Annotated in this window: 7 protein-coding genes; 1 reads left to right on the top strand and 6 read right to left on the bottom strand. The window is 51.9% G+C overall.

The window, feature by feature from the left end; translation table 11 throughout:
- Positions 1–329: 329 nt before the first annotated feature.
- The 6 genes from PZA18_RS00290 to yihA all read right to left on the bottom strand — a co-directional run bounded on the left by PZA18_RS00290 (position 330) and on the right by yihA (position 11,415).
- Complete coding sequence (locus tag PZA18_RS00290; RefSeq protein WP_284098770.1) at positions 330–6,584, bottom strand: hybrid sensor histidine kinase/response regulator; 6,255 nt, start codon at positions 6,582–6,584, stop codon at positions 330–332.
- A 143-nt stretch (positions 6,585–6,727) separates the two neighbouring features.
- Positions 6,728–8,911: a methyl-accepting chemotaxis protein gene (locus PZA18_RS00285; protein WP_284098769.1), complete on the bottom strand. Its 2,184-nt coding sequence runs from the start codon at positions 8,909–8,911 to the stop codon at positions 6,728–6,730.
- Between the two features lie 204 nt (positions 8,912–9,115).
- Complete coding sequence (locus PZA18_RS00280) at positions 9,116–9,631, bottom strand: chemotaxis protein CheW (protein WP_284098768.1); 516 nt, start codon at positions 9,629–9,631, stop codon at positions 9,116–9,118.
- A gap of 3 nt (positions 9,632–9,634) precedes the next feature.
- Positions 9,635–10,000: a response regulator gene (locus PZA18_RS00275; protein WP_284098767.1), complete on the bottom strand. Its 366-nt coding sequence runs from the start codon at positions 9,998–10,000 to the stop codon at positions 9,635–9,637.
- Positions 10,001–10,087: 87 nt separating this feature from the next.
- Complete coding sequence (gene pilG, locus PZA18_RS00270) at positions 10,088–10,474, bottom strand: twitching motility response regulator PilG (protein ID WP_284098766.1); 387 nt, start codon at positions 10,472–10,474, stop codon at positions 10,088–10,090.
- A gap of 323 nt (positions 10,475–10,797) precedes the next feature.
- A complete protein-coding gene (gene yihA, locus PZA18_RS00265) occupies positions 10,798–11,415 on the bottom strand; it encodes a ribosome biogenesis GTP-binding protein YihA/YsxC (protein ID WP_284098765.1) in 618 nt (205 codons plus the stop codon).
- A 156-nt stretch (positions 11,416–11,571) separates the two neighbouring features.
- On the opposite strand from yihA, the gene PZA18_RS00260 reads away from it, so the two are divergent.
- Positions 11,572–12,198: a c-type cytochrome gene (locus tag PZA18_RS00260; RefSeq protein WP_284098764.1), complete on the top strand. Its 627-nt coding sequence runs from the start codon at positions 11,572–11,574 to the stop codon at positions 12,196–12,198.
- The last annotated feature ends 104 nt before the right edge of the window (positions 12,199–12,302 follow it).

The following is a 12,302-nucleotide window of genomic DNA, read 5'->3' as shown; positions in this document are numbered from 1 at the left end:
TCACAAGGAGTAGGCCGTGGATGGTAGGAGTTAAAGTAAAGCCCGAACTACTACGCATGGCAGGGTGAGAGCGGTTTAGCGGGTGAAACAAGCATACCCTGACTATGCTACGCCCTAAAAATCGACCTGGCGTGAGAGTTTCGCCGGACTTGGGCCTGCTGCCCCGTTGACTAACTGGCTGTATCGCTTACATCGCAAGCCTTACAGCCAGTGCGCCCAGACGGGGAATTGCGTGGCTTACCACTAAGCGGCGCGCTTTTTGCCTCGCATCAGGCCCAAATCCGACGAAATGCGATCCGGAAGCAAAATGACAATGGAGCCTTGTTTGATCAGGCCGTGATACGTTGATCAATCAAACGCCGGATATGCTCAAGCAACTCGTCTTCTTGGTATGGCTTACCGAGGAAGACATTCACGCCCAACTCCAAAGCATAGTTGCGGTGTTTATCTGCAGTACGCGAAGTGATCATGATGATCGGAATGTCTCGGGTTTCTGCGTTGGTACGGATATTCCGTGTTAATTCAAAGCCATCCATCCGTGGCATCTCAACATCCAGCAGCATGACATCGGGTTTCGTATCTTGCAGCTGCTGTAGGGCGTCGACGCCATCTTTCGCAGTCAGTACCTGATATCCCTCGCGAGCGAGCAAGCGGCCCGTGATCTTGCGCACCGTCAGCGAATCGTCAACCACCATTACGGCAGAAGCGACATGCAAGGCTTCCTGTGCTGCTGCACTTGGTATACCCGTGGTCTGTGCGGGGCCCTTGCCTGGTACAGCAGATAGCGAACCGGCATCAACCAAGCGCTGCAGCAGCTGCAGTGGGTTGAGAATCAGCACGATATCGCCATTCCCCAGCACCGTAGCGCCGGCGATGCCGGCCACTCGAATCAGTTGTGGGCCAATGTTTTTCACCACCACTTCCTGATTCTTCATCAGGTGATCGACGTGCAGAGCGATGCGCTGCGTGCCTGAACGGAGCAGCACAATGGTGTTGTAGCGCTTCTGCTCTGCCATGGTTTCATGGTCGTTGAGCAGTCGGGGCATATAGAAGAAGGGATACTGATTACCCAGCCACTCGATATAACCGGCCTCGTAGACCCGTTCCAGCGCAGATTGCTTCAGTTCTTGCACCTGCTCCACCATCACCGAGGGGATGGCATATTGCTTGTTGCCAACCTTAACTAGTACGGCTTGGGTCACCGCCAGGGTCAGCGGCAGGTGAATCGTGAACGTTGTGCCCTTGCCAGCTTCGCTTGTGACATCGACATGACCACCAATGTCGGCAATTTCACTCTTCACGACGTCCATGCCGATACCACGGCCGGAGAGCTGGGTTACTTCGGTTGCGGTAGAGAAGCCGGCTTCGAAAATCAGCTGCATTACTTGATTATCAGACAGGTTGGAGTCTGCAGTAATCAAGTTACGTTCAATGGCTTTGGCCCGAATTTTGGATAGGTTCAGACCTGCGCCGTCATCATGCAGAGTGACCACCAGCTCGTTACCTTCTTGTCTGGCTTCAATCTGGATTTCACCGAATTCACTCTTACCCGCTGCGGCTCGCTGATCCGGGTTTTCCAGGCCGTGACCAATGGCATTGCGCAACATGTGTTCAAACGGAGAAACCATCTTCTCCAGAACGGAGCGGTCGATTTCTACTCGGCCGCCACGCAGTTCCAAGTTAACTTTCTTGCCGACTTCTTTCCCTGTCTGACGAACCAGACGATACAGGCGCTCGGAAACGCTTGAGAACGGCACCATGCGTACCCGCATCAATTCCTGCTGCAGGTCTTTGGTCATCCGACCTTGCTGCTGTAGCGCAGCGGTACTCTCATCCAGGTTCTTCAACAGGTTATGCTGAACTGTCGCGACGTCATTTACGCTTTCGGCCATGAAGCGGGTCAGTTCCTGCAAGCGGCTGAAGCGGTCAAATTCCAGCGGGTCAAAGTCCGGTTGAACTGCGGTGTGTGCCAAGCGCGACTGCATTTGCGACTCGGCTTGAATTTCAATTTCCCGCAACTGGGCTCTCAAACGACCGACGTTGTCTGTCAGGTCGAGCAAGGATTGCTTGAGTGCCTGCATTTCAGACTCAATGCGAGACCGCGCAATACTGACTTCACCGGCTTGGTTGACGAGCCGATCAAGCAGATCGGCTCGGACGCGGATGCTGGCGCGGGCGGCATCGGTGTCCACGAGCCCCAGTGCCGGCATCATGGCAGCAGTGCTGGCTTGAGCGGCTTGTTGTGCTGCAGCGGCTGCGGACGGCTTCTTCTGGCCGGTCAGTTCATCGTAGAGTTCTGTTACCAGATCAAAATCTGTGTCCAAGCCATCCAGCAATTCTTGTGGAACTCGCTCCCCGGCATTCAGCAAACGGGTTTCCATGTTATGGGTGGCTTCACCCAAGCGCATGGCGCCTGCCATCCGGGCACTGCCTTTCAGCGTGTGCAGGACTCGGCGCAGGGAGTCTGGATATTCGGTATTGGCAAGGTCACCACGCCATGAACGCAAATCCGCACTGATTTGCGGCATGAGTTCCTGTGCCTCTTCAATGAAGATGGGCAGCAGCTGGTCATCAAGATCGTCTGACACTTGAATTTCAGCAGCCTTGGTTGCCAAGCCGGGTACCGTATCGGTAGCGTCAAGCGCATCTTGGGGTACGAAGCTGGCAGTATCTGTCTCTTCAAGCGTCAATACCTCGACTGCACTGGTATCAAACTCAAGCGAGATAGGTGCTTCTTCAATCGAAATACTGGATTCTGCCTGCTGAGGAGTTTCGGGCTCTTCGTGCTCTTCCAGGGCAACCACCAGCTCTGGCTCCACACTGATCACTTCTTGAATTTGCTCAACCGGCACAATGACTTCCGGTTCATCGGTTGCCGTTACTAAGAGCGTATCAAGCTCAGGTTCGACAAGGGTTCCGTCGGTAGAAGAGGCAAACTCTCCAAGATCACTTTCTTCAAGCAAGATAGCTTCTTCAGCTAGTACTTCTTGATGTTGTGGGGCTTCCGCTAGGACTGGCTCATCTTCAACTGCTAGCAAAGCGGGCGTCTCGTCCTCAAGCTCAACAGCTTGGAGATCTGGCTCTTCGATCAGCTCGATTTGAGCAGAGGTATCAATTTCCAGCTCAAGATCGTGATCTGGACTGACGTCGATTTGCACTGCTGGCAAGGCAGGAGCTACAGGCACTTCCAAGTCTGGGCTCGCTGGCTGATCAAGCTCCAGCGACAGGTCGAGCAACTCGGCAGGTTCCTCCGCTTCAAGTTCTGGTGTGGAGTCTGGCAGGCTAAGCTCTGTCAGCTCTTCCTGAGATTCGTGCGAGCTCTGCTCAATTACTTCTGCGGACCCAAAGTCCAGATCCAACGGTGCAGCCGATTCTGCCGGTAGTGTTAGATCTAGGTCGAGATCTGCAGTCTCTTCTGCGGCGACGGGCAGGAGCGTCTCTGCCATAGCAGGAGCTTCCTCTACAACCAGCTCCTCTGCAGTGGATACATCCAGATCCAACTCCAGATCGAACGTTGGCGTAGCGAGTGCTGGCGTTTCTTCAACGGTACGGAGGTCTTGCGCTGACTCGAGAGAAAGTGCGGACTCTTCGGCTGCTTCTTGAACTTCGAGAACCGGTGGTGCGCTTGCTTCGAGTTCAAAGTCGAGGGAGATATCCAAACCCTCGCTTGGCTCGGTAGACGAGACTTCGTCCTGCAAAGTACTGCCAAAGTCGAGATTGAATGCTTCTTCTGCGTCTGGCCGGAGACTGATTTCCGTTGCCACGTGCTCCTGAGGCGCGACATCCAACTCTAGGTCGAAATCAACTTGTGGTAGGGTCAGTTCGGCACTGGCTGCTGCGGCAGCGGACTGTTTGGCCGCTACTTCGCTGGACCAGCTCAATAATTCATTGACCAATGGCTCAACAGCCTCGGGATAGTGCTTGGTGCGAATTGCAGCCAGCATCTGCTCTGCGTGCTCAATGGCTTGCTCGAACATGCTGGCAGCGGCAGCTTCTACCGGGTAACTGTGCTTGTCATGGCTCTGTGCTGCGGTCTCCAGTGCATGGCCTAATTCGCCAAGAGGGCTGAAGCCAGTGGTATTGGCAATCCCACAAAGCGTATGTGCGGCATGTACGAACTCCTTGTTCATCTGGCCGGCCGCAGAGGCGGCAACATTCGCATCACGCAATGCCGCGATATGCCGCTCGGCTTCTTCGACGAAAATACCGAATAGCGTCGGAGTAATATTGACGGAACCAATGACGAGTTCGGCAGGCGTCTCTTCGACGGCTTCAACCTGAACTGGTGGTACGGCGACAGGTTCGGACTGAGGAATCTCAGGCTCCTGACCAGATTTCAGGGTCTCAGCGAGTGTAGAAATCTTGCTGGACTCGACCAGTGCTTCCCCGGTGCTTTGCAACTGCTCGACCCAATGAGCAAAGCTGTCATGCGCCATTTGAATCAGCGTAAGCAGGCTTGGCGTGGCTGCACGCTCATCCTGCAGCCACTTGTTCATGACTTGTTCAACGGCCCAAGCAACTTCCCCAATATTGTAAAGACCGACCATGCGACCACTACCCTTGAGGGTATGGAAGCTGCGGCGGATGATGGTGAGTGCATCCCGGTCATTTGGTCGATCCCGGCAAATTGCCATCTGTTCCGAAACGCTAGCCAAGACTTCGACAGCCTCCTCCAGATAGACTTCGAGCAACTCTGCATCTATGGCGGCATCTGACACTGCAGCTGGCGTGCTTGAGGTAGTGGGTGTTGCCGAAGGGACCGGTTCCACCTTGTTTTCTTCAATAACGGTGGGGATTTCCTCTTGCGGGATGGCTGTTGCGGTAACTGGAGCGACAGCGGTCGGTGCACTGGGTGCCTGGGGCTCTTCCTGTTCCAGCACCAACTCTTCTGCTTGCGGTATGGCAATAGATGTCTCAGGCTCGCCTTTCAGTCTTCGTAGGAACGGTAGAATGATGGACTCACGATCCGCATCACCACGCTGAGTAGCTTCAATATAGAAACCAAGACTCGATAGCGCTTCGGCTAGGAGCTCAAGTTCTGCTTGCTCTGGCTCATAAGCATCGTTTTGGCATTTGGTAATGATTTCTGCGCTTGCGCCAAGTAGTTCACTGGCGGTTCGCTCATCCATCATCATTAAGGCACCTTGAATTTGGCGGATGAAGCCATCCAGAGATTTCAACTCGCTACGAGTCGAGGTGTCTCTAAAGAAGGTGTCGAGAATTTGCTCAATTTGGCGCAGGTTGGCCTGAATTTCCTGCGAGACTTGGGCCAAGAGCATTTTCTCTTGAGCCCTGCGACTGACTTCATCAAGCAATGGCAGATCAGTACTGCCCGCGCCGCCATCACGTAGCCTGGTCAGCATAGCAGCTGCTTGCTGTGGGAAATCCTCGGAGCGCTCAGGGTAGACTAATATCGCGTTTTCAATCAGCAGTAGTGCTGTCGCGATTTCCAAGGCGCTTGATTCTGAAACATTACCTTTGGTGGCTTCTGCTGCGGTACGTACCGCGGCGAGTAACTCCCCGAGTTGAGGTAAGTCGATACCTGCTTTCCGAGACTCTACCTGTTGAATGTATTCAACGAATTGGCCGATGCGATCTTGACTACCGGTACAGTAGCGCGCCCAATTATCTTTGGCGTGACCAATTAGGTCTTTAATTTCACGTGCCAATTGCTTGCGTGCAATCAGGTTTGCGTCCTCTTCGATCCCTGCCTGTGGTAGCAAGGATTTCAAGTCATAAGTTAGTTTGACGAGAGCGACATGCGGGCTTTTGGACTTGATATGTGCAACAACGAAAAGTACATCACGGAACAGGCGTTCAGCGACTTTGCCGCTGCCATCAGACAAACGACGCAGTTGTAAGTTGATTCGGGAAAGCAATTGCTGAACGTTGATGTCAATAGGCCCAGAGAAGTCTCCGAGCCCTTCGCACATTGCTCCTGCAGACCACCAGAACCCCTTCTGTAAGCTACTCGACTGGGTTCTTGATATGCCAAACAAGCCTTGTGCCATCCAAGCAGCACCTTCTGCTCGCGGACCTTTCAGCCACTTAAGCAGGCCTGCCTCAAACCGTGCGCGTGCAGACTTGATGAAATTGGCTATTTGCGCTTCCTCCATTTTCGAAGAAGCGACGCTTTGGGGAAGTTTGGCTGATAACGCAGGGAAGAAGAGATCGGACGCGGAGGTTTCGTCCAATCCTCGTGTATCGCGGAGTTTTTTGTAATGCGGATAGAGCTTAAGGGCTACGTTTGGGGAGCCATTAATCAACGATTCCAGAAAATTGGCGACTGCTTTGGCACTCGCACCAATCAGCTCGATATGTGTTTCATTTCCGGCAATCTCGTTTCGCTCAATCGCCGCAACGAACTGCTCCAACTCTTCTGAAAACCGCGCTGCACCATCAAGTCCAACCATTTCGATGGCGCCGGTAACCTGATGCAGGTGAGTCTGGCAGAACTTGAGCTGGGCTGAATCATTCTTCTCTACAAACAATTGGATGCTCTGGCGGGCTCGATCTATTGCTTGATCAATCTCGCCCTTTACCCAGATTAGGGAGCCCATGTCGAATTCGGTCTGTACGCTCATCTGCGTCACTTTTCAGTGGCGGCGGCTCGGGCGTATCAGCAGCCCGGACCGCCTAAATCAAGGCTGTAACATCCACCGCGTCGGCTCTGTCGAGCCACAGTGGGAGAAGTTACGTTTATTTCATTGCTGCGCTTCGATCTGGCTTATAGTTTAAAGCCTGATACGGACCCTTTCAGTTCTGCCGCCAGTCCGGTCAACTGACCAATAGATACGGCTGTCTGTTTGGTACCGGCAGTGGTTTGCTCGGTAATCCGCAAAATGTCTTGCATGGACTGAGAAACTTTATGAGCCAATCCCTGCTGCGCTTGGGTTGACTGGGCAATTGTTTCAATCAGACCCGCGAGCTCATTCGAAACCTGACCAATTTCAGACAGAGCTTGCCCCGCTGCATCAGACAGCTTTGCACCCTCAACTACACCATGTGTAGAGGTCTCCATAGCAGCCACCGCATCATGGGTATCGGCCTGAATGGTTTTAACAATCGCACCGATCTGCTTAGTCGCCTCTGCGGAGCGCTCTGCCAACCGCTGAACTTCTTCCGCAACCACAGTAAAGCCTCTGCCCGCTTCACCTGCAGATGCTGCCTGAATTGCAGCATTCAGCGCCAAAACGTTTGTTTGTTCAGTAATGTCTGAGATCAATTCAACGATTTCACCAATTTCCTGAGAGCTTTCACCCAATCGCTTAATACGTTTAGCGGTCTCTTGGATTTGCTCGCGAATTTCATTCATACCTGAAATGGAGTTTTGTACAGCCAAAGTTCCTTTCTCCGCAGCTTGAAGCGACTGCTGCGCAACCCTTGCTGACTCTGCTGCGTTTGCGGAAACATCAGTAATAGATTTGGCGATTCGCTGAACAACATCGTTGGTTTCAACAATTTCTTCAGACTGCCGCTGTGCCGCTTCGAGTAATTCACTGGATATGTTCTGGGCTTGCTGGGATGCTGCCGTAACTTGTTCGGTTGCCCGGTTAATCCCTATAATCAGGTTACGCAACTCGTCAATCGTATAGTTCATTGAGTCGGCGATAGCGCCAGTCAGATCTTCGGTAACCGACGCTCTAACGGTCAAGTCTCCATCTGCCAAATCGGACATTTCGTTCAGCAAACGCAAAATAGCTTCTTGGTTACGCTTGTTTTCACGTTCAATCTCAGCTCGGCGACGTTGCGAGTCAGAGTTATAGACTTTAATCAGTAACCACAGAGCAGCTAGCGCAACGACCACAGAGATGATTTCGACTGCTGTTGTCCATCCACCACCCGCAGAAGATTCATATGCATGGGTGAGCTCTTGGGAGTGCTTGAGAAGCGTCTCACTCTCTTTGTATATGGTCTGGTTGGCTAAGCGGGTGTTAACCAAGTTCTGCATGTTTCTGGAGAATGCACCTACCACTGTCTCGAAGTCCTTGAACATATCTCGGATTTCATCCAGCTTGGCTTTTACCTCGGGGTTTTTCGCCGGTGGGATTCGCAATTCTTCACTGCCGTCAATCATCCCCTGCAGGGTATCTCTAAACGTGTTGGTGTCTTTGCCAAGTAAGAACACGACTTCAGGGTTAATAATTTCACCCGCCAGCATCGCGTTAGCGTTCTTGGCCATACGTTGTGACAGCATAACTTGCTGGTTTGCTAGTTCGATTTCATGCTGCGAAGCATTGGTCTCGGTTAGCAAAGAAACCAGTTGTTGTGTTAACTCAAGCAGTTTGGCGTCATTCTGGTTAATCGCATTAACGTTTTTGGTAACAGCAATCAGGGTGTTTTGTTGATCAACAATCGTTTTGACTGTTGGTTTACGTGGATTCGGTTGGAAAAATTCGGTCCAGACCTTGTCAATCTTATTGAGGATTTCTTTAGGGTCGCCACTCGTTGCTGGCAGACTGTCATCGCCGTTTTTCAACCTAGCTAAGTCTGCATTGAATTTCTCGTAAGCTTCCTTCAGCAGCGGGAATGCGCTGGCATTCCCTTGAATGGCTTGAGCTGAAGCACGTGCCATTCGCTGCGACAACATCTGCATTTCAGTCGAAGTCGACTGGTAAATTGCACTGTGTGTAGAGTGGCGGAACGCATATGCCATCGTGATCGCGAAGATGGTCATCGAAACCACCATCGTGCCCACAAAGAATGTCATTTGCTGTCGTACAGGCCAGTTCCCGATCACTGGTAGGGGGCGTGTCATTCCTTCTTCGCCTGCAGAAGTGCGCATTCTTTCCAGGATTGACACGGTTTGGAGTGGCTGGAATTTTTTATCGTCTTTAGCTGTGGGCGATGACGCGTTCTTATTGCCACCCAGTGACAGCATAGTTTTCAGCTTGTCCATGTTAAAAGCCATGCTTAAATCTCCCTGCCCTGTGTAGTCGGGCGACCACTTACGGTCTATTTGAAAATGCCTTACTCAGTATTTTGGATCACCGAGAAAAGGTATGTATTGAATGGCGCACTATTGAGTAAAACTATTTGCCAACATTCATGTTGGTTAAGTTTTATTTAATGATAAGGGATAAATTACCAAAAGCCCTTATCTCGGAACATCGGGTTATACAGTGCCAACCTGAAGGAACTGTAACTGCTGCACGAGCAAAGGCACATTGAGTTCTCGCCAGTCTCGTCCTGACTCATCTTTATAGCCAGCACCGATCCAAGGTCTGTCAGCATCGGGTTCGGTGGTAAGTTGCATTGACTCGATGTTTCTGAGTCCAAGCATTCGATTGACCAGTAAGGCGGAATTGACAATGTGCCGGTGATGAATCAATAAGAGACGGCTGCTGAGATTGAGCCGAACAGGCTCCTCTCCCAGATAACTTGGCAGATCAACAATACTGAATAGGTTGCCACGGACGTTTGACACGCCCTTAAACCAAGAGTGGGTAAGCGGCACGCCTGCGATGGGCGGTACGGGGGCAACCTCACTGACATCCGTTAGATCAACAAGCCAGTGACCTGCGCCAACCTGAATACCCAGTTTTGACGGTGCAGCCTCCCCGCCGCCAATGGATTTCAGGCGTGCAACTACGCCTTCCTGGAACTCACGTAAGCTGATCCGCTTCGCCATTTTTTAGCTCAATGCCGCAATTTGTTCCAACAAGACGGCTGGATCAACAGGCTTAACAACGTAGCCTCTGGCTCCTTGACGCTTGCCCCATACAACATCTGTCTCTTGTCCCTTGGAGGTGCACATGATCACAGGGATATGCTTGGTTGCTTCATCCCGGGTGATTGTGCGTGTCGCCTGGAAGCCATTCAAACCGGGCATGACCACATCCATCAATATCAGGTCGGGCATGATTTCCTTTGCTCTGGCAACCGCTTCCTCGCCGCTTTCCAGTGTCATAACTTGAAAGCCGTTTTTGGTGAGCAGCTCACCTAGGAAGTGCCTCTCTGTTGGAGAGTCGTCGACAATGAGAATTTTTTTGATCGCCATGGTGAGTTCCCTGTCGCAACCGGTCGGATGAAGCCGGTGCGCTAGTACGCTAGTAAAAGTAGTTTGTGCATAAAAGCCATCGGAAAGCTAGGACGCAAGTCCCACATGCGAGCCAACGGCTTGTAGCAAACTGTCTTTGGTGAATGGTTTGGTCAAATATTCGTCGGAGCCGACCATACGGCCGCGAGCTCTGTCGAATAAACCATCCTTTGAGGACAGCATAATCACCGGAGTTGTCTTGAACTTAGGATTTTTCTTGATCAGCGAACAGGTCTGATAACCGTCCAGTCTAGGCATCATCACATCAACAAATATAACGTCGGGATGGTGGTCACTGATTTTCGACAGTGCGTCAAAACCGTCCTCGGCAAGAATTACCTGGCACCCTGCTTGGCCAAGAAAAATCTCTGCGCTGCGGCGAATGGTATTGCTGTCGTCGATGACCATAACCTTCACGCCGGATAGGTTGCTCATCGGCAGTCTCCTGTTCTTGCCCTTTGATAAACCATTAGGGCCTGCTCCGGGAAAATTATTCTGGGTGGATAACATAACACAAGCGGCGAGCCAGCTCCACGGCCAACGCAAGCGGCAGATGTCAATGAAATATCATTGCCTACTGATTGTCTAGCAGATATCGGCAGTCAAACCAAATTTGGCAATCAATAAAAAACCCCAACCTAAGGGGAAAAGGCTGGGGTCAATGCCCTTGAGACAGCACAACAGGGCCCCACTCAGGGAGGGGAGTGGGAGGCAACGCCTGTCGTATTGAGTCAATCGCGAAGTTGAAAGTTCCAGTATCAGGCTAAAGTGTCTTCGCTTGTACCAAGTGCCCGGTTAAACCAGCCTTGTATTACGTGGTCGAGCTCTTCGGTTCCTGTTTTCTTTAAACTGGAAAATAATTGGCAAGTGTGATTCGGGTAGTGCTTCAGTTCGAGTTTTGCGCTGGCAAGTGTTTGTGCGGCTTGCTGGCGGGTGAGCTTATCGGACTTGGTCAGTACGACATGAACGGGGCGGCCGGTTGAGGCAAACCAGTCGAGCATCTGTCTATCGAGTGGTTTGAACGGATGGCGCGAGTCCATCAGGATGACGAGTCCAACCAACTGCTTGCGTGTCTGCAGATATTTGCTGAGTAAGTTGATCCAGTGCTCACGTATAGCTTCGGGTACCTGAGCGTAGCCATAGCCAGGAAGATCTACCAGGAATCGGTCGTCGCCTAAAGTAAAGTAGTTGATATGCTGTGTTCGGCCGGGGGTCTTTGAGACGTAAGCTAATCGGGTGTGATTGGCCAGTGTGTTAATGGCGCTGGATTTGCCCGCATTCGAGCGCCCTGCAAACGCGACTTCCAGGCCGTTATACGGAAGAGAGTGCAGGTCGTTGACGGTAGTGAAGAATTGGAGTTTTGAAAAAAGGGACATTTTTGTTCGCGCTTTTGCGCAAATTTCGAATTGTTATAGAATATCAGGTTTGAATCGAACCGGCCTTTGACAAATGCAGCCAAAACAAGGTGATGGCGTGCAAATAGCGAATTTGTCGGCAGGTTTGGCACCCAGTTCACTAATCAAGGAGTCACCATGAAACGCAGCCTGTTGGCGGCAATCCTAGGCCTGATGACTGCATCTTCCGCTTTGGCAGCGAGCGAAGCGGCCCCAGCCAAGGCAGATCCTGCAAAAGCTAAGGCGATTGTCGAGAAGGTTTGCGCGGCTTGTCACGGACTGGATGGCAATAGTGCGGCTTCTGCCAATCCAAGTTTGGCGGGTCAGCACGCAGAGTACATTACCAAGCAGTTGGTTGAATTTAAGAAGGGAATTCGCAAGAACCCTATCATGGCGGGTCAGGTGGCAACCCTGACAGATGAAGATATGAGAAACCTGGGAGCATACTTTGCTTCCCAGCAGCCTAAGGCGCGCGGCGCAAACAATGAAAAGTTGTTGGCTGAAGGCAAGAAGATCTATCGTGGTGGCAATCAGACGTCTGGCGTACCGGCTTGTATGGCCTGCCACGGTCCGGCCGGCGCGGGGATGCCAATTCAGTACCCGCGTTTAGCGAGCCAGCATGGCGCTTACGTGTCATCTCAGCTGACCGCCTTTAAAAAGGGTGAGCGTGCAAACGATGCTAATCAGATGATGCAAGCAATTGCTGGCAAGATGACGGATAAAGAAATCGAAGCCGTTTCAGAATACATCAGTGGGCTGCGTTGATCTGGCATCTAAGGGTAATTACCTAAGTAATTGCTGATCGGTATGTGCAAATCGGGGTGGCCAAGGCCACCCCGATTTGTTTTTCGGGGTATTCCCCGGCTGCT

Source organism: Parachitinimonas caeni, assembly GCF_030129945.1.
Taxonomy (GTDB): Bacteria; Pseudomonadota; Gammaproteobacteria; order Burkholderiales; family Chitinimonadaceae; genus Parachitinimonas; species Parachitinimonas caeni.
This window is presented reverse-complemented; position numbering and strand designations above follow the sequence as displayed.